This is a genomic window from Bradyrhizobium genosp. SA-4 str. CB756, assembly GCF_000473125.1.
GTDB classification, from domain to species: domain Bacteria; phylum Pseudomonadota; class Alphaproteobacteria; order Rhizobiales; family Xanthobacteraceae; genus Bradyrhizobium; species Bradyrhizobium arachidis.
The window spans coordinates 8,292,599-8,309,327 of sequence record NZ_KI421499.1 but is presented as its reverse complement, the minus strand read 5'-3'; the positions used below and the strand labels follow the sequence as shown (position 1 = coordinate 8,309,327).

General features: G+C 64.5%; 14 protein-coding genes and 1 pseudogene. 8 read left to right on the top strand and 7 right to left on the bottom strand.

The genetic code is table 11. The features are described 5' to 3' along the window. Positions 1-204 precede the first annotated feature (204 nt). Complete coding sequence (locus BRAGE_RS0140195; RefSeq protein WP_027563301.1) at positions 205-1,005, bottom strand: ABC transporter ATP-binding protein; 801 nt, start codon at positions 1,003-1,005, stop codon at positions 205-207. A gap of 105 nt (positions 1,006-1,110) precedes the next feature. Between BRAGE_RS0140195 and BRAGE_RS0140190 the strand changes: the two genes are divergently transcribed. Further along, the gene (locus BRAGE_RS0140190) at positions 1,111-2,433 is read left to right on the top strand and encodes an ActS/PrrB/RegB family redox-sensitive histidine kinase (protein WP_027563302.1); all 1,323 of its coding nucleotides are present in this window, start codon (positions 1,111-1,113) and stop codon (positions 2,431-2,433) included. 103 nt (positions 2,434-2,536) lie between these two features. Then, a complete protein-coding gene (locus BRAGE_RS0140185) occupies positions 2,537-3,091 on the top strand; it encodes an ActR/PrrA/RegA family redox response regulator transcription factor (protein WP_027563303.1) in 555 nt (184 codons plus the stop codon). 252 nt (positions 3,092-3,343) lie between these two features. Here BRAGE_RS0140185 and BRAGE_RS0140180 read toward each other — a convergent pair whose 3' ends face one another. After that, positions 3,344-3,835, bottom strand: a complete 492-nt coding sequence (locus BRAGE_RS0140180) for an MmcB family DNA repair protein (protein WP_027563304.1) — start codon at positions 3,833-3,835, stop codon at positions 3,344-3,346. A gap of 271 nt (positions 3,836-4,106) precedes the next feature. Here BRAGE_RS0140180 and BRAGE_RS0140175 point away from each other — a divergent pair, with 271 nt between their 5' ends. Beyond that, a complete protein-coding gene (locus BRAGE_RS0140175) occupies positions 4,107-5,807 on the top strand; it encodes an alpha-amylase family protein (RefSeq protein WP_027563305.1) in 1,701 nt (566 codons plus the stop codon). A 172-nt stretch (positions 5,808-5,979) separates the two neighbouring features. On the opposite strand, the gene BRAGE_RS0140170 is transcribed toward BRAGE_RS0140175, so the two are convergent. Continuing rightward, the gene (locus BRAGE_RS0140170; protein ID WP_027563306.1) at positions 5,980-7,578 is read right to left on the bottom strand and encodes an alpha-amylase family glycosyl hydrolase; all 1,599 of its coding nucleotides are present in this window, start codon (positions 7,576-7,578) and stop codon (positions 5,980-5,982) included. A gap of 172 nt (positions 7,579-7,750) precedes the next feature. On the opposite strand from BRAGE_RS0140170, the gene BRAGE_RS0140165 reads away from it, so the two are divergent. Continuing rightward, a complete protein-coding gene (locus BRAGE_RS0140165) occupies positions 7,751-8,431 on the top strand; it encodes an MBL fold metallo-hydrolase (protein WP_027563307.1) in 681 nt (226 codons plus the stop codon). Between the two features lie 3 nt (positions 8,432-8,434). On the opposite strand, the gene BRAGE_RS0140160 is transcribed toward BRAGE_RS0140165, so the two are convergent. Then, positions 8,435-8,803, bottom strand: coding sequence for a winged helix-turn-helix transcriptional regulator (locus tag BRAGE_RS0140160; protein WP_027563308.1), 369 nt, complete (start codon positions 8,801-8,803; stop codon positions 8,435-8,437). 138 nt (positions 8,804-8,941) lie between these two features. Between BRAGE_RS0140160 and BRAGE_RS0140155 the strand changes: the two genes are divergently transcribed. Continuing rightward, entirely contained in the window at positions 8,942-9,244 is a 303-nt protein-coding gene (locus tag BRAGE_RS0140155) for a hypothetical protein (RefSeq protein WP_231164169.1), read from the top strand. Between the two features lie 189 nt (positions 9,245-9,433). On the opposite strand, the gene BRAGE_RS0140150 is transcribed toward BRAGE_RS0140155, so the two are convergent. Then, on the bottom strand, positions 9,434-10,606 hold the full coding sequence (locus BRAGE_RS0140150) for an extracellular catalytic domain type 1 short-chain-length polyhydroxyalkanoate depolymerase (protein WP_027563310.1): 1,173 nt from the start codon (positions 10,604-10,606) through the stop codon (positions 9,434-9,436). A 140-nt stretch (positions 10,607-10,746) separates the two neighbouring features. Beyond that, positions 10,747-12,159, bottom strand: a complete 1,413-nt coding sequence (locus BRAGE_RS0140145; RefSeq protein WP_027563311.1) for an MFS transporter — start codon at positions 12,157-12,159, stop codon at positions 10,747-10,749. 160 nt (positions 12,160-12,319) lie between these two features. On the opposite strand from BRAGE_RS0140145, the pseudogene sthA reads away from it, so the two are divergent. Beyond that, positions 12,320-13,710: pseudogene (gene sthA / locus BRAGE_RS50985) on the top strand (Si-specific NAD(P)(+) transhydrogenase). A gap of 152 nt (positions 13,711-13,862) precedes the next feature. Here the strand turns inward: sthA and BRAGE_RS56240 are convergent. Continuing rightward, complete coding sequence (locus tag BRAGE_RS56240) at positions 13,863-14,030, bottom strand: hypothetical protein (RefSeq protein ID WP_167336474.1); 168 nt, start codon at positions 14,028-14,030, stop codon at positions 13,863-13,865. On the opposite strand from BRAGE_RS56240, the gene BRAGE_RS0140135 reads away from it, so the two are divergent. Together BRAGE_RS0140135 and BRAGE_RS0140130 are read left to right on the top strand one after the other, a co-directional pair. Continuing rightward, the gene (locus BRAGE_RS0140135) at positions 13,974-15,209 is read left to right on the top strand and encodes an LLM class flavin-dependent oxidoreductase (protein ID WP_027563312.1); all 1,236 of its coding nucleotides are present in this window, start codon (positions 13,974-13,976) and stop codon (positions 15,207-15,209) included. The genes BRAGE_RS56240 and BRAGE_RS0140135 overlap by 57 nt on opposite strands. A gap of 143 nt (positions 15,210-15,352) precedes the next feature. Beyond that, positions 15,353-16,729 carry a cytochrome P450 gene (locus tag BRAGE_RS0140130; protein ID WP_027563313.1) on the top strand — a complete coding sequence of 459 codons (1,377 nt, stop codon included), beginning with the start codon at positions 15,353-15,355 and terminating at the stop codon, positions 16,727-16,729.

The window sequence follows — 16,729 nt, the reverse complement described above, 5'->3', positions numbered from 1 at the left end:
AGCCCGGATGAAATCTGTCATCCCGGGGCGCGACGTAGTCGCGAACTATGATGCGCAATTGCGCATCTGAGGATCCATAACCACAGGATTGAATTTGGCGAAGACTCGGAGTTGCCAATCTCGCCCCACAACGATCGCCTGTGGTTATGGATTCCGGGCTCGCGCTCCGCGCGCCCCGGAATGACAAACGAATACGGCTACCCCTCACCTCGCTGCCTCCTTCGCGCCGTTCACGCGGCCGCGCGCGACGTCCAGAAACACCTCCTCCAGCGTGGTGCGGTTGTAGCGGGCCATGATGGCCTCCGGCGTGTCGTCGTCCTCGATGCGGCCGCGCTTCATGATGATGACGCGGTCGCAGAGTCGTTCGACCTCGAGCATGTTGTGCGAGGCCAAAAGGATGGTGGCGTTGTTTTCCTTGCGATAGCTCATAAGATGCGCCCGCACCCAGTCGGCGGTATCGGGATCGAGCGAGGCGGTCGGCTCGTCCAGCAGCAGCAATTCGGGCTGGTTGATCAGCGCCTTTGCCAGCGCGACGCGGGTCTTCTGCCCGGCGGAGAGTTTGCCGTTGGCGCGATCGATGAAATCGGTGAGGTCGAGATCGTCGGCGAGTTTTGCGATGCGATCCGAGAGATACTTGACTGCGTACAGCTTGCCGAAAACTGTCAGGTTCTGGCGTACCGTGAGCCGCATAGGCATGTCGACATAGGGGCTCTCGAAATTCATCCGCCCCAGCACGGCCGCGCTCTCCTCGGGCATCTCATGACCGAGCACCTGCACGCGGCCGGAGGTCGGCAGCACCAGGCCCATGATCATCGCGATGGTCGTGGTCTTGCCGGCGCCGTTGCCGCCGAGCAGCCCGGTGATGCTGCCGCGCGGCAGCGAAAAGGAGATGTCGTCGACGGCGCGGGTCTGCTTGTAGACCTTGACCAGATGATCGACCGCAATCGCCGGGGAGCTGTGCTCCGCGACAGTCGGCCGACTTGAAGCCTTGCCATTCTCGGTCATGCTGGCCGTTCTTCTGCTATTGCAGCGGATAGCGCAAGGCTTGTAATCCGGTGGTTCCGCCAGCCCTGCGCTTGTGATCGAGAAGGCACCGCCACATTGGCCGATATGACCGAAATCGCCGCTTCCGGCTTCCGCCCCGCGCAGCGGCATATCCGGCTCGACACGATCCTGCGGCTGCGCTGGCTCGCCGTGCTCGGCCAGCTCGCCGCGATCTTTATCGTGGCGCAGGGGCTGGAGTTCAACGTCGAGATCGTCCCCTGCGTCAGCATCATCGCCCTGTCGGCGGCGCTCAATCTGGGACTCCAGACCGCGGCCAATCCGATGCAGCGGCTGGAGCCGATGCAGGCGGCCGGGCTGCTCGCGCTGAACATCGTGGAGCTGGCCGGGCTATTGTTCTTCACCGGCGGACTGCAGAACCCGTTCTCGTTCCTTTTCCTCGCGCCGGTGCTGATCTCGGCGACCGCGCTGCCGGCCCGCTTCACCTTCGGCCTCGGCCTCCTGGCCGTTGCCTGCGCATCGATCCTGTTCTTCTTCCATTTTCCGCTGCCCTGGGATTCCGACGATCCCCTGGTGCTGCCGCCGATCTATCTCGTCGGCGTCTGGCTCTCGATCGTGCTCGCGATCGGCGTCACCAGCCTCTATTCGTTCCAGGTGACCGAGGAGGCGCGCAAGCTTGCGGACGCGCTGGCCGCGACCGAGCTGGTGCTGACGCGCGAGCAGCATCTGACCCAGCTCGATGGCCTTGCCGCCGCCGCCGCGCACGAGCTCGGCACGCCGCTCGCGACCATCTTCCTGATCTCGCGCGAATTGGAAAAGACCGTGAAGGATCCGGTCTTTGCCGCCGATTTGAAGACGCTGCGCGAGCAGACCCAGCGCTGCCGCGACATATTGAGCAAGATCACCCAGCTCTCCTCCACCGGCGCGCCGTTCGACCGCATGAAGCTGTCCGAGCTGATCGAGGAGGTGGTGGCCCCGCACCGCGATTTCGGTGTCGAGATCAAGGTGCGGATCGCGGTGACGGCCGCCGCCGAGCCGGTCGGCTCGCGCAATCCGGCGATCCTCTACGGCGTCGGCAACATCGTCGAGAACGCGGTCGATTTCGCCCACACCACCGTCGAGGTCAATGCCTGGTGGAACAAGGACGCGATCGAGCTCGTGATCTCCGACGACGGCCCCGGCATTCCCCCCGATATCCTTAACAGGATCGGCGAGCCCTATCTGTCGCGGCGGCGCACCGTCGATGACGTCGGCGGCGAGCGGCGCGGCCTCGGGCTTGGCGTGTTCATCGCGCGCACGCTGCTGGAACGTACCGGCGCCAAGGTCTCGTTTACCAACCGGACCTTCCCGGAACACGGTGCAGTGGTGCAAGTCACGTGGCCGCGAGAGCGTTTTGAGGCTATCGAGACGCTCGAAGAAACAATAGGATAGACCGCGACCTAGGGTCGCACAGCAGGGCCGATCGACTATAGGCGGCCTTGGCACCGCCCGATTGCGACGCCATATGTAGACGCGCTGGAGAGAGGACAACACCTTGAACGCCATCGCCGAACTGAACGAACAGGCCGACCGCTCGCTGCTCATCGTGGAAGACGACAAGCCGTTCCTGGAGCGGTTGTCGCGCGCGATGGAGACCCGCGGCTTTGCTGTGACGTCGTGCGACACCGTCTCCGACGGTCTTGCGCAGATCGGCAAGGCGGCGCCGGCATTCGCCGTCGTCGACTTGCGGCTCGGTGACGGCAACGGCCTCGACGTGGTCTCGGCGCTGAAGAAGAAGCGTCCCGACGCGCGCGCGATCGTGCTGACCGGCTATGGCAACATCGCCACCGCCGTGACTGCGGTGAAGATGGGCGCGATCGATTATCTGTCCAAGCCCGCGGATGCCGACGACGTCGTCGCCGCGCTGCTTTCGACCAGCGCGGAGAAGTCCGAGCTGCCGACCAACCCGATGTCGGCTGACCGCGTCCGCTGGGAGCACATCCAGCGCATCTACGAGATGTGCAACCGCAACGTCTCGGAAACCGCGCGACGGCTCAACATGCACCGCCGCACGCTGCAGCGAATTCTCGCAAAGCGCGCGCCGCGGTAGTTTTCCGCAACTACCGATCGCTCACCGTCACCCTGAGGTGCTCGTCTTGCAACGCAAGGCGAGCCTCGAAGGGCGACGGCCCGGCTGCATCGGGGCCGAGCATCCTTCGAGGCTCGCTACGCTCGCACCTCAGGATGACGGATCGACAGGTATCGTAGGGTGGGCAAAGGCGCGAAGCGCCGTGCCCACCATCTCTAATTGGTGGGCACGCTTCGCTTTGCCCACCCTACGGCACCTTTGTTCGCGGCGCCGCTATTCCCAGAAATCCGCGTGGCCTTGCGGATCGACCAGGCGGTTGATCCGTAACGCTGCCGCCATCGCGAAACGCACCGTCATCTGCTTGCGCGTCGGCGCGGGCAGCTTGTGCTCGGGCGCCTCGCACTGCATGTGCGCGCCATAGGCGTCCGCGACGATCAGGCCGGTATCTCCAGGAAAGATCTCGCACGGCAGATCCTGCGTGAAGGCGAAGAACAGCCGGTCGCAATGGGCGCGGTATTCGTGCCATTTCTGGTCGGCGCGCAGATCCTCGACTGACGATTTGATCTCGACGATCCAGATCTCGCCGCGCTCGTTCAGCGCGACGAGATCGGCGCGCCGGCCCGAGGGCAGCGGCAATTCGCTGATGCAGGAGAAGCCGAGCGAGCGCAGCAGCCGCGCGGTGCCGCGCGCGATGGCGAGCGCGGTCTCGGACTGGCGACGGTCCGGCGGCGGAACAAGGTCGATGTTGCGCGCGGTGTTGTCCATGGCGGGAGATTAGCCGATTCCGTTCTGCCCGTCATTCCGGGGCGCGACGAAGTCGCGAGCCCGGAATCCATAACCACAGGGAGGAGTTGTGGAGCGAAGTGGATCACTCCTGATCTTCGCAACACGACTTCCTGTGGTTATGGGTCCCGGGCTCGCGCTACGCGCGCCCCGGGACGACAGAGAGTGTGAGGCGACGCGCGGAACCTCCCCTCCCCCACGTACTTATCACGCAGCCGCCACACCTCGGCGGGGACATCGAGGCTGCCCGCGCATGATCGACGATCTCTGGTACAAGAACGGCGTGATCTATTGCCTGTCCGTCGGCACCTATATGGATGCGAACGGAGACGGCGTCGGCGATTTCAAGGGCCTGCTCCGCCGGCTCGACTATCTGCACGGGCTCGGCATCACCACGATCTGGCTGATGCCGTTCCAGACCTCGCCGGGCCGCGACGACGGCTACGACATCGCCGACTATTACAGCGTCGATTCCCGCTACGGCACGCTGGGCGATTTCGTCGAGTTCACCCATGGCTGCCAGCAGCGCGGCATCCGCGTCATCATCGACCTCGTCGTCAACCACACCTCCGACCAGCATCACTGGTTCAAGGAGGCGCGGCGCGACAAGAGCTCGCCCTATCGCGACTGGTATGTGTGGTCCGACAAGAAGCCGGCCGGCGCCAACAAGGGCATGGTGTTTCCCGGCGTGCAGAAATCGACCTGGACGCGCGACAAGGACTCCGGCGCCTACTACTTCCACCGCTTCTACGATTTCCAGCCCGATCTCAACACCTCGAACCCGCATGTGCAGGCCGAGATCCTGAAGATCATGGGCTTCTGGATCCAGCTCGGCGTCTCCGGCTTCCGCATGGATGCCGTGCCCTTCGTGATCTCCACCAAGGGCGCCAAGGTGAAGAAGCCGGTCGAGCAGTACGACATGCTGCGCGCGTTCCGCGAATTCCTGCAATGGCGCCAGGGCGACGCCATCATCCTTGCCGAAGCCAATGTGCTGCCGGAAACCGACCTCGACTATTTCGGCCGCGATGCCGACCGCATGCACATGATGTTCAACTTCCAGGTCAACCAGCACCTGTTCTATGCGCTGGCCTCCGCCGATTCCCGCCCGCTGGCCAAGGCGCTGAAAGCAACGAAACCGCGGCCGGCCTCGGCGCAATGGGGCCTGTTCCTGCGCAATCACGACGAGCTCGATCTCGGACGGCTGACGAAAACGCAGCGCGAGGTGGTGTTCAAAAGCTTTGGTCCCGACAAGGACATGCAGCTCTACGACCGCGGCATCCGCCGCCGCCTTGCTCCGATGCTGGGCGGCGATCGCAGGCGGCTCGAGCTCGCATACAGCCTGATGTGCACGCTGCCGGGAACGCCCGTGATCCGCTACGGCGACGAGATCGCGATGGGCGATGATCTCTCGCTGCCCGAGCGCAATTGCGCGCGCACGCCGATGCAATGGTCGACCGAGCCGCATGGCGGCTTCACCAAGAGCGACAAGCCGGCCTGCCCCGTGATCGACCAGGGGCCCTACGGCTACCCGCACGTCAATGTCGCCAAGCAGCGGCGCGATCCCAACTCGATGCTGAACTGGACCGAGCGCATCGTGCGCATGCGGAAAGAAGTGCCGGAGATCGGCTGGGGCGATTTCGCTGTCATCCCTCTACGCGATCCCGCCGTGTTCATCATCCGCTACGACTGGCGCAACAATTCGGTGCTGTTCGTGCATAATCTCGACGAGAAGCCGCGCGAGATCGCGTTCTCGGCGGGGCTGCCGGATGATGCCGGCGCGCACCTGATCAATCTGCTCGCGGAAGATCACAGCCACGCCGACAAGCGCGGCCAGCACCGCGTCGTGCTGGAGCCCTATGGCTATCGCTGGTATCGCGTCGGCGGGCTGGATTATCTGTTGAAGCGGGATGATATCGACGAGCATACGGTGCGAGGGAAGAAGCATCCGGGGTAGATGCGGCCGCCTGCGTCATTCCGGGGCGCGCCACTCGGCGCGAGCCCGGAATCCATAACCACGGGCAGGAGTGTGGCGCGAGCAGGTCACTCCGAGTCTTCGCCAAACTGCTCCCTGTGGTTATGGGTCCCGGATCGGCGCGCCGCTTCGCTGCGCTTGTCCGGGACGACGGCTAGCGCGGCGCGACGATCACCCCTTCATTCCCGCGCAAATCGAGCACGCCTTCGAGCCGCTCGCCCTCGCGATCCAGGAACGTCGACAGCACAATCTCGCTGCCGAACCGGATCGCGCTCGTCGTCACCGCGATCGGCTCGCGGCCGAGATTGAGCGCCACGATGATCGCCTTGCCCTCGGCGGCGCGGCGGTAGATCAGGAGATCGCCTTGCGCGGCGATCGGGTGATAGTCGCCCGACACCAATGGCTGACATGTCCGCCGGAAGGCGATCAGGCGCCGGTACAGGCTGAGGATCGAACGCGGATCGGCCTCGAGATCGACGACGTTCTCGCGGATGTGATCCTCGGGCAGCGGCAGCCATGGCCTTGCTTCCGAGAAGCCGGCGTAGTTCGACGAGTCCCATTGCATCGGCGTGCGGCAGCCGTCGCGCCCGACGCCCAGGCCAGGCACGTTCTTCTCGAAGGGATCCTGCACGTCCTCCGGCGCGATCGCGAGCTGATGCATGCCGATCTCGTCGCCGTAATAGAGCGTCGGCGTGCCGCGCAGGGTCAGGAGCAGCATGGCGGCGACGCGGGCCTGCTCAGGCCCGACGCGGCTTGCGACACGCGGACGGTCGTGATTGCCGAGCACCCAGTTCGGCCAGGCGCGCTTCGGCAGCGCCTTCTCGTAATCCTCGACGATCGTCTCGATCGAGCGCGCGCTCCAGAAGGTCGAGAGCAGCGCGAAATTGAACGGCATCTGCGCGCCGGTGAGGTCGTTGCCGTAATAGGCCATCAGGCGATGCAGCGGCAGGTAGATCTCGCCGATCAGCACGCGCGCCGCATACGCATCGGTGACGCGCCGCATCTGCGCGATCACCTCATGCACCTCGTCCTGGTCGGTGGAATATTGGGTGAGGATCTTCTCGTTCGGCGGCCGGCCCTCGACGTAATGCGGGTTCGGCGGATTGTCGCGGAACTCAGAATCCTTGATCAGGTGCCAGATCACGTCGACGCGAAAGCCGTCGACGCCCTTCTCCAGCCAGAACCGCATCACGTCGTAGATCGCGGTGCGCACCTCGGGATTGCGCCAGTTGAGGTCCGGCTGCTGGGCCAGGAAGGCGTGGTAGTAGTACTGACCTGTGGTCTCGTCGAGGGCCCACGCGCTGCCGCCGAACTCGGACAGCCAGTTGTTCGGCACGCCGCCGTCCGGCTTCGGGTCGCGCCAGATGTACCAGTCACGTTTGGGATTGTCGCGCGAGGACCGGCTCTCGATGAACCACGGATGCTGGTCCGAGGTATGGTTCGGTACGAGATCGAGGATCAGCTTCAAGCCGTTGTCATGCGCGGCCGCGAGCAACGTATCGAAATCCGCCATCGTGCCGAACAGCGGCTCGATGCCGGTATAGTCGGAGATGTCGTAGCCGAAATCGGCCATCGGCGAAGGAAAGATCGGCGACAGCCAGATCGCGTCGACGCCGAGCGATTTCACGTAAGGCAGCCGGCGCAGGATGCCGGCGAGGTCGCCGACGCCGTCGCCGTTGCTGTCCTGAAACGAGCGCGGGTAGATCTGATAGAAGATGCCGTCGCGCCACCAATTGTCGCCGCCCTGTGCCATGCCGGAGGTACCACCCGATATTCTGCCCTGCGCGAGAGAACGCGGCAGGAACGCCCCGGTTCAAACTGGCAAGGCAATTGGGACGGCCGTGTGACGTTTGGTGCGGCTGTTCCCCCGCCGCTCGCACGAATCTTTTGCTTGGCGGCATGGCAAAAATCGGCATTGTGGCGCCATGACCGAGCAAAATGACACCCAAGACTCCTCGCAAGCCAAGGCGGGCGCGATCATCGTTCCTGTGACGCTGTTCGAGCAGAACTGCACCATCATCTGGGACGAGCCCGGCAAGAAGGCCGTGGTGATCGATCCCGGCGGCGACGTGCCGAAGATCCTGGACGCGATCAAGCAGACCGGCGTCACCGTCGAGAAGATCTGGCTGACCCACGGCCATATCGACCATGTCGGCGGCGCGGCGGAGCTGCGCGATGCGCTGAAGGTGCCGATCGAGGGCCCGCATCAGGCCGACAAGTTCCTGCTCGACAATGTCGTCGAGAGCGGTGCACGCTTCGGCATGACCGGGGTCCGCAACTTCGCGCCGGACCGCTGGCTCGACGAGGGCGACACCGTCTCGATCGGCGGCCTCTCCTTCGACATCTTCCACTGCCCCGGCCATTCGCCCGGCAGCGTGGTGTTCTTCAACAAGGAATTGCGGTTCGCCCATGTCGGTGACGTCTTGTTCGCGGGCTCGGTCGGACGCACCGATCTGCCCGGCGGCAGTCACCCCACGCTGATCGATTCGATCAAGACCAAGCTGCTGCCGCTCGGCGACGATGTCGGCTTCATCTGCGGCCATGGCGCCGGCTCGAGCATCGGCCAGGAGCGGATGACCAATCCGTTCGTCACCGGCGAAATGTAGGTTTTACTCGGCGGCGTCCGCGAGCGCCGCCGTCTCACTCAGGTTACGCTCGCCCCATTCGCGAATGGCCGCCACGACGGGCACGAAACTCTTGCCCTTGCGCGTGAGGCGATACTCGACCTTGGGCGGCACCTCGCCAAAATCCTTGCGGTCAATGAGACCACTCTCGGTGAGCGCCTTCAATTCGCGGCTGAGCACGCGCGGGGTGATCTCGGCGCTGCCGCTGGCGCCGCGCAGCAGGCCGCTCCTGATCTCGCCATAGCGGCGCGGGCCGTCCTTGAGGTCCCAGACGATGCGCAGCTTGTACTTGCCGCTGATCATTTTTTGAAACGCCGCAACCGGACAGGTGCGCGCCGGATTGGCCTTTGCCATGTCGTCTCCTCCATGCCAGCCAGCTTGCGGCAGGATAGGAGCGACGGCGAAAAAGTCCATACTATCAATTTTGTCCATACTTGCGGGATCGCTCCCAGGGCGCAGATGATGACGCACAGGACGAACAGGGAGCGTCACATGAAGCACTTCATGATCAAGTACCAGTTCAGGAACGGCACGACGGAGGAATGGCACCGCGAGATCGGCCGCTTCATCAAGGCGATCGACGGCGATCCGGAGCTGAAAGGGCGGATCGGCTATCGCGTCCTCAAGAACCGCGACGACGGCCAGTATTTTCACCTCGCCAGCGTCACCGACGATGCCGCGCAAAAGACGCTGCAATCGCGGGAGTTCTTCAGGGCCTATCAGGAGATGACAAGGAAGGTCGCCGGCGGCGAGGTGACGGCGACGCCGATCGAGATGATCGACGCGACGAAGTAGCTTCGTCATTCCGGGGCGCGATAGCGTCGCCACAAATCCCGCTGTCGTCCCGGACAAGCGAAGCGCAGATCCGGGACCCATAACCACAAAGAGAGGTCTGGCGAAGGCTCGGTGTTCGGTACTTCGACCTGCCGCGATCGATAGATCACGCGGTATGGGTCCCTGCGTTCGCAGGGACGACGGTGGGGCTTACTTCATCAACCCCGCCGCCGTCAGCGCGCGGGTGATGATCTGGCCGAGATCGAAGCTGCGCGATTTCTCGCGCTTGGGCTCGGGTTGCTCGGCGACGGCGGCGCGGATCGAGCGGGCGAGATGCGGCGCGGGGGTCAGCGCCGGCTTTGGCGTTGCGGGCTTTGCCTCCGCTTTCTTCGCGGCGTCCGGAATCCAGCCGGTCAGGCCGAAGAATTTTGCGATGTGATAGGACGAGGAGATGCCGGCCTCGATCAGGAACGCACCTTCGATGCCGTAGCGCTGGTCGTTGTCGGCTAGCCCAAGCGGCGTGCCGTGCGCCATGTCGGTGATGGCGTAGGACTCGACCAGCGTCTCGCCGTCCTTGTTCCACCAGGCCTGGCGCGGATATCCGTCGACATTGGTCTCGGCCATCGGCACGGCGGGCAGGTCATGCAGATCGAGCCACTGCTTGACGATCTCGTTGGCATTGCCGGGATTGACGGTGCGGTCGGCGCTGCCGTGCCACACAGACATCTTTGGCCACGGCCCGCGATGATCCGAGGCATTGCGGACGAGATCGCCGAGCGCGCGCGCGGGGCGCACCGGCGAATGAAACATGCCGTCCAGCGCCTCGCGCAAATTCGAGGCGATGCCATATGGCAGGCCGGCAATGACAGCGCCGGCTGCGAAAACTTCCGGATAGGTTGCAAGCATCACCGAGGTCATGCCGCCGCCGGCAGAGAGACCCGTGATGAAGATGCGCCTGGCATCGATGCGATGCGTCGCGGCCATGTGCGCGATCATCTCGCGGATCGAACGCGCCTCGCCGCTGTCCCGCGCGGTGTCTTCCGGATTGAACCAGTTGAAGCAGGTGTTGCCGTTGTTGACGCGCTGCTGCTCGGGCATCAGCAGCGCGAAGCCATAGTGCTTCGCGAGCGTCGACCAGCCTGCGCCGAGATCATAGCCGGCCGCGGTCTGGCCGCAGCCATGCAGCACGACGACGAGCGCGCGCGGCTTCTGCAGCTGCGCCGGCACGAACGCGAACATGCGCAAGTTTCCGGGATTGGCGCCGAAGTCCGTGACTTCTTGCAGCGGGCTGGATGAATCAGCGCTGCGGCCGAACTCGGCAAAGCGCAGACCGTCCAGCTTCGGCAGACGTCTCAACAGATCGACATTTCTGGCTAACGACACGGCAACTTCCTGATGGGCGAATCTCAACGTTCACCCAAACCAAATAGTTGCTGCGGTGCAAAATAAAAAGGCCGTGCGCTGTCAATCACCCGAAATCACGCAAATACCCGCAGGAATCCGCACGTATTAACCGCACTGCCTCAACTTCGTGCAGATGCGCGGCGCATCCACGACAAGAATGCGGCGCAGATCATGATTAACGTCACAAACAACACAAGCGAGACGAGAAATCCTGCGCGCGCTGATTGCAGCGCTTCGATTGCGAAGAACACCGCACCGATTGCGGCCACTCCGGCCGCATTTCCGATCTGCGCCGTCGTGCCATACGCGCCGGAGGCGGAGCCTGCCGCGACAGGCTTGACGGTCGACAGCACCGCGCCTGACAGCGGCGCCATCACAAGTCCCTGACCGTAGCCGAAGACGATCATGGTGAGTGCGAGCGTGGTTGCCGTTGGCGATTCGACACAGGCAGCAACAAGCGCAAGCGCGGCGAGGCCCGCGATCTGAAGCGCGCAGCCTTCGATCAACACCTTGGTGCCCCGATGACGCGCTCGCACGCCGCTGTGGCGCGAGGCAACAACGAATGCGAGCGCGAGTGGAATGAAGGCCATGCCGGCTTCGAGCGGCGCGATCTTGAGCCCGCGCTGCATGAATAGCGTCATGACCAGATAGAAGGAGAGATTGGCGACGAAGAAAAAGAACGCGGCACCAAGCCCGCGCAAAAAGGCGGCATCCGCGAGCAGAGTGAGGTCAATCAGCGGCATGCCGCCGCTACGCGCGACGGCATGTTCGAGCTTCAGGAATGCAAAGAGGGTCACACCGCCGAGCACCATCACCGCCCACAGCCACGGCGCCCAGCCGACATCATGGCCGAACAGCAGCGGCCCGATCAGGCAGAGCAGCCCCGCGAACAGGACGACGCTGCCCTTGATGTCGAGCCTCGTGCCTGATCGCCGCGGCACCGTCGGCATGATGCGCCAGGCCGCAGCGGCGATGACGAGGCCGCAGGGCACGTTGACGAAGAACACCGAGCGCCAGCCGGTGTGCGCAAGGTCGATCGTGACGAGGAGACCGCCGAGCAGAAAACCCGCAGCACCGGCGAGCCCGAGCACGATGCCGTAGATGGCGAAGGCGCGGCTGCGCGTCTCGTCGGTGAAGAGCAGATGCAATGTCGCCAGCACCTGCGGCACCATCAGCGCCGCGGTCGCGCCCTGTGCCAGCCGCGCGATGATCAACTCGGCGCCGGACTGTGCCAGCCCGCACCAGAGCGAGGTCGCCGTGAAGCCGAGCACGCCTGCCAGGAAGACATTCTTCGTGCCATGGATGTCGCCGAGCCGGCCGCCGGTGACGACCAGCGTCGCATAGGCGATCAGGTAGATCGCGATCACGGATTCGATCTGCGCCGGCGTCGCGTGCAGATCGACCGCGATGGTCGGGATGGCGACGTTCACGATGAAGGCGTCGACGCCGAACATGAACTGGGCGGCGACGACGATCGCCAGCACCCACCAGCGGCGGGTCGAATCGATGGGCTTTGTGACGGTTTGATGCATCGGCGAAGCAGCTTTCGGGAATTTATTTGCGCGCGATGCTCGCAGATCGGCGTCATCCGCGCGATTACCTCGGAGGTAGGACTTGTTTTCCCCTTGCCGCACTGGCCCGATTGCTGCATGTCGGTTCCCGCTGATTTTGCAGGGGTTCGGAAGTCTCCCGATGTACGACTACGACATGGTGGTGATCGGCTCGGGCCCGTCCGGGCGCCGGGCCGCGGTGCAATGTGCCAAGCTCGGCAAGGCCGTACTGGTGGTGGAGAAGGGCCGGCGGGTCGGCGGCGTCTCCGTTCACACCGGCACGATCCCTCCAAGACGCTGCGCGAGACCGTGCTGAACCTGTCCGGCTGGCGCGAGCGCGGCTTCTACGGCCGCTCCTACAAGGTGAAGCAGGACATCGCGGCAAGCGATCTGATGATCCGGCTCCAGAAGACGCTCGACCACGAGGTCGAGGTCTTGGAGCATCAGTTCAGCCGCAACCTCGTCCGCACCGCCAATGGCGAGGCGCGCTTCGTCTCGCCGCACGAGGTCGAGATCACGAGCGCAATCGGCGAAACCAAGACCGTGTCGGCCGCCTTCATCCTGATCGCCTGCGGCACGCGTCCGTTCCGGCCCGATTACGTGCCGTTCGACGGCACAAGCGTGCTCGACAGCGACGAGATCATCGAGCTGCCGAAGCTGCCGCGCAGCCTGGCCGTGATCGGCGCCGGCGTGATCGGCGTCGAATATGCCACCATCTTCAGCGCGCTCGACGTGCCCGTGACCCTGATCGAGCCGCGACCAACCTTCCTCGATTTCATCGACAAGGAACTGATCGAGGAGTTCATGCACGAATTACGCGACCGCAATGTCGCGCTGCGGCTCGGCTCCAAGGTGACGTCGATCGAGAAGACCGCGCAGGGCGGCATCGTCACCAACCTCTCCGACGGACGGCACGTCACCACGGAAATGCTGCTGTTCGCGGCCGGCCGCGTCGGCGCCACCGACCGCCTCAATCTCGAAGCCGCCGGCATCGCCGTCGACCACCGCGGCCGCATCACGGTCGATCCGGTCAGCTTGCAGACCAGCGTGCCGCATATCTACGCCGCCGGCGACGTGATCGGCTTTCCGAGCCTTGCCTCGACCTCGATGGAGCAGGGCCGCGTCGCTGCCTGCCACGCGCTCGGCATGGAGCCATTGGCGCCGCCGGAATTCTTCCCCTACGGCATCTATTCGGTGCCGGAGATCTCGACCGCGGGTCTGACGGAAGAAGAGGTGCGTACGCGCGGCATTCCCTACGAGGTCGGCATCGCGCGTTTCCGCGAGACCTCGCGCGGCCACATCATGGGGCTGAACAGCGGCATGATGAAGATGATCTTCTCGACCAAGACCCGCCGCCTGCTCGGCGTGCACATCCTCGGCGAAGGCGCCACCGAGCTGATCCATATCGGCCAGGCCGTGCTGAACCTCAAAGGCACAATCGACTATTTCATCCAGAACACGTTCAACTATCCGACGCTGGCCGAGGCGTACAAGATCGCTGGCCTCGGTGCGTGGAACAGGATGACGCGGTAGCTCCGCCCTCTTCTCGTCATGCCCGGGCTTGTCCCGGGCATCCACGTTCTCCGTACAGCGGGGCAAGGCGTGGATGGCCGGGACAAGCCCGGCCATGACGGGTGTGGAAGCGTGTGCGCGCAAGCAGTGAATAGCGAAGAGAGCAGTCTACGCTACGCATGCCTGCATTCCGCTGCGCGGGACATCACGCGATTGCGTTCGTTGCCGCCACCACGTAGCCTCATCACTTCAACAAACAGAAAATCGAAGCCGGAGAGAACGCCATGGCGCGCCTGAAGTTCGGAGCCTTTCTTGCCCCGCATCACCCGATCGGGGAACATCCGATGCTCCAGTTCCGGCGCGATCTCGACCTCGTCGAGCAGCTCGACGCGCTCGGTTATGACGAGTTCTGGTGCGGCGAGCACCATTCCTCCGGCTGGGAGATGATCGCCTCGCCCGAGATGTTTCTGGCCGCGGCGGGCGAGCGCACCAAGCGAATCAAGCTCGGCACCGGCGTGGTGTCGCTGCCCTATCACCATCCCTTCAACGTCGCGCAGCGCATGGTGCAGCTCGACCACATGACCGGCGGCCGCGCCATCTTCGGCTCCGGCCCCGGCGCGCTTGCCTCCGACGCACACACGCTCGGCATCGACCCGATGACGCAGCGCGACCGCCAGGACGAGGCGATCGGCGTCATCCGCCGCCTGTTCAACGGCGAGCGCGTCACCGCCAGGAGCGACTGGTTCACCATGAACGACGCCGCGCTCCAGCTCCTGCCGCTACAGGAGGAGATGCCGTTCGTGGTGGCCTCGCAGATCTCGCCGTCAGGCATGACGCTCGCCGGCAAATTCGGCATCGGCATCATCTCGCTGGGCTCGATGACGACGCAAGGGCTGATGTCGCTGCAGCAGCAATGGCAGTTCGCCGAGGACGCCGCCAAGAAGCACGGCACCAAGGTGAACCGCGCCGACTGGCGCGTGCTGCTCACCTTCCACATCGCCGAGAGCCGCGAGCAGGCGCGCCGCGAGGCCGGCGCCGGGCTGATGCGCTGGCACAACGAATATAATGTCGGCACGCTGCAGCGGCCGGGGCTGACCGCGTTCTCCTCGCCGGATGAAGCCGTGGACAAGACCGCCTTCGTCGAGGGCGCGGCCTCCACCATCGGCACGCCCGACGACCTCGTCAAAACCATCAAGAACGTGATGCAGGTGTCCGGCGGCGTCGGCGCCATCATCGGCTTCGTGCACGACTGGGCCAATCCGGAAGCCACGCGCCGGAGCTGGGACATGGTCGCGCGCTATGTCGTGCCGGAGATCAACGGCTACATCGACGGCCTGCGCAAGTCGCAAAAATTCGTGATCGAGAACCGCGCGATCTTCGAGCGCGCCGGGCAAGCGGTGATGGCCAAGATCATGGAGAACGAGAAGGCCGCCGAGGCGCTGAAGGTGACCGGGCCGGGCCGCGTTGCGATTCCAGCCGTCAACGCGCCAGATCTGCAGAAGGAAGCGGCGAAGCGCTAGGCCTCATTGGCGTTACGCTCGTAACCACGTTCACGCGCAAGACATATCGGCCTGTGCTATTCTGACCTGGTCAGTTTGGCGCAGGCCGCAATATTGCCGTGGTCGCGCGATGTCTGTTCGGTCCGCCAACCGGAGCAATCGTCATGTCGATGCAGAATGTGGCCACGTCTGAACTCGGCTACACCCCGCCCAGGCGCAACGAGCTGACGCACATCCCGGGCGACGAAGGCTGGCCGATCATTGGCATGACCTTCAAGGTGCTGGCCGACCCCAAGGGACATATCGAGCGGAACGGCGCCAAATACGGGCCCGTCTATCGCACCCACATTTTCGGCGAGACCAACGTCGTGCTGCTCGGCCCCGAGGCCAACGAGCTGGTGCTGTTCGACCAACACAAGCTGTTCTCCTCGACTCACGGCTGGAACAAGGTGCTGGGCCTGTTGTTTCCACGCGGCTTGATGCTGCTCGATTTCGACGAGCACCGGCTGCATCGCAAGGCGTTGTCGGTCGCGTTCAAGTCGGGGCCGATGAAATCCTATCTGGCCGATCTCGACCGCGGCATCGAAGGCCGGGTCGCGCAGTGGAAGGCTAGACCCGGCGAGATGCAGCTCTACCCGGCGATGAAGCAGCTCACGCTCGATCTTGCCGCGGCGTCGTTCCTCGGCGCCAATATCGGGCCGGAGGTCGACGAGATCAACCGCGCCTTCGTCGACATGGTCGCGGCCGCCGTCGCGCCGATCCGCCGGCCCCTGCCCGGCACACAGATGGCGCGCGGGGTGAAGGGCCGCAAGCGCATCGTCGCCTATTTTCGCGAGCAGATTCCGCTGCGACGCGGCAATCACGGCGGCGACGATCTGTTCTCGCAGCTCTGCCGCGCCACCCATGAGGACGGCGCGCTGCTGTCCGAGCAGGACATCATCGACCACATGAGCTTCCTGATGATGGCGGCGCACGACACGCTGACCTCGTCGCTGACCTCCTTCGTCGGCGAGCTCGCCGCCAATCCGGACTGGCAGGAACGTCTGCGCGCGGAGGTTATGGCACTCGGGCTCGCGCCGGACGCGCCGAGCAGCTTCGACGATCTCGACAAGATGAAGCTGACGGAGATGGCGTTCAAGGAAGCGCTGCGGATCAAGCCGCCGGTGCCCTCGATGCCGCGCCGCGCGATGCGCGATTTCAGCTTCAAGGGATACAGGATTCCCGCCGGCACCGCGGTCGGCGTCAATCCGCTCTATACGCATCACATGAAGGATATCTGGCCGGAGCCCGACCGCTTCGATCCCATGCGCTTCACCGAAGAGGCCCAGCGCAACCGCCACCGCTTCGCCTTCGTGCCGTTCGGCGGCGGCGCGCATATGTGCCTCGGCCTGCACTTCGCCTACATGCAGGCAAAATGCTTCGCGCGGCACTTCCTGCAGAACATCGAGGTGTCGCTGGAGCCCGGCTACAAGCCGGACTGGCAGATGTGGCCGATCCCGAAGCCGAAGGATGGGTTGAGGGTCAGGGTGCGGGCGGTGTGA

Coding starts and splice junctions, on each gene's coding strand:
- BRAGE_RS0140195 (WP_027563301.1), bottom strand. CDS start 1,005: ATGACCGAGAATGGCAAGGCTTCAAGTCGGCCGACTGTCGCGGAGCAC.
- BRAGE_RS0140190 (WP_027563302.1), top strand. CDS start 1,111: ATGACCGAAATCGCCGCTTCCGGCTTCCGCCCCGCGCAGCGGCATATC.
- BRAGE_RS0140180 (WP_027563304.1), bottom strand. CDS start 3,835: ATGGACAACACCGCGCGCAACATCGACCTTGTTCCGCCGCCGGACCGT.
- BRAGE_RS0140175 (WP_027563305.1), top strand. CDS start 4,107: ATGATCGACGATCTCTGGTACAAGAACGGCGTGATCTATTGCCTGTCC.
- BRAGE_RS0140170 (WP_027563306.1), bottom strand. CDS start 7,578: ATGGCACAGGGCGGCGACAATTGGTGGCGCGACGGCATCTTCTATCAG.
- BRAGE_RS0140165 (WP_027563307.1), top strand. CDS start 7,751: ATGACCGAGCAAAATGACACCCAAGACTCCTCGCAAGCCAAGGCGGGC.
- BRAGE_RS0140160 (WP_027563308.1), bottom strand. CDS start 8,803: ATGGCAAAGGCCAATCCGGCGCGCACCTGTCCGGTTGCGGCGTTTCAA.
- BRAGE_RS0140155 (WP_231164169.1), top strand. CDS start 8,942: ATGAAGCACTTCATGATCAAGTACCAGTTCAGGAACGGCACGACGGAG.
- BRAGE_RS0140145 (WP_027563311.1), bottom strand. CDS start 12,159: ATGCATCAAACCGTCACAAAGCCCATCGATTCGACCCGCCGCTGGTGG.
- BRAGE_RS0140135 (WP_027563312.1), top strand. CDS start 13,974: ATGGCGCGCCTGAAGTTCGGAGCCTTTCTTGCCCCGCATCACCCGATC.
- BRAGE_RS56240 (WP_167336474.1), bottom strand. CDS start 14,030: ATGTTCCCCGATCGGGTGATGCGGGGCAAGAAAGGCTCCGAACTTCAG.
- BRAGE_RS0140130 (WP_027563313.1), top strand. CDS start 15,353: ATGTCGATGCAGAATGTGGCCACGTCTGAACTCGGCTACACCCCGCCC.